Source organism: Herbaspirillum sp. GCM10030257 (genome assembly GCF_042666555.1).
GTDB lineage: Bacteria > Pseudomonadota > Gammaproteobacteria > Burkholderiales > Burkholderiaceae_D > Noviherbaspirillum.
This window is the reverse complement of sequence record NZ_JBHTDH010000141.1, coordinates 1-555: the sequence shown is the minus strand read 5'-3', so window position 1 is coordinate 555 and position 555 is coordinate 1. Positions and strand designations below refer to the sequence as shown.

Genomic DNA, 555 nt, shown 5'->3' with positions numbered 1-555 from the left:
GTTTTACCAGAAGTAGGTAGCCTAACCGCAAGGAGGGCGCTTACCACGGTAGGATTCGTGACTGGGGTGAAGTCGTAACAAGGTAGCCGTATCGGAAGGTGCGGCTGGATCACCTCCTTTCTAGAGTCCGCATAGAAGTCACGCGTCCACACTTATCGGTGTGTTATTAAAGCCAATACAGCGTTTGGGTCTGTAGCTCAGCTGGTTAGAGCACCGTGTTGATAACGCGGGGGTCGTTGGTTCGAGCCCAACTAGACCCACCATCTGCGATTTGGGGGTTTAGCTCAGCTGGGAGAGCACCTGCTTTGCAAGCAGGGGGTCGTCGGTTCGATCCCGTCAACCTCCACCAAACATCAAACCTAAGTCATCGCCTGGCGATGCCGGGAGACGCGACTTAGGTTTGATCGTTTCGATCATTGGCTGTTTATGTTCTTTAACAATCTGGAAGAAGTAGTAAAGAATTTATCAGTATGGACTGATGCGCTTGTGATGAGCGTATTGGGAGATACTGGTGGGTTGTGATTGTATCAATCATATGTAAGAAAGAGTGCTTGC

General features: G+C 50.1%; 2 tRNA genes and 1 rRNA gene. All 3 read left to right on the top strand.

Annotated elements, in window-relative coordinates:
• A 16S ribosomal RNA gene (locus ACFQUU_RS29465) occupies positions 1 to 120 on the top strand; the annotation flags it as partial.
• 66 nt (positions 121 to 186) lie between these two features.
• Positions 187 to 263: transfer RNA gene (locus ACFQUU_RS29460), tRNA-Ile, on the top strand.
• 10 nt (positions 264 to 273) lie between these two features.
• A tRNA-Ala gene (locus ACFQUU_RS29455) sits at positions 274 to 349 on the top strand.
• Positions 350 to 555: the final 206 nt, after the last annotated feature.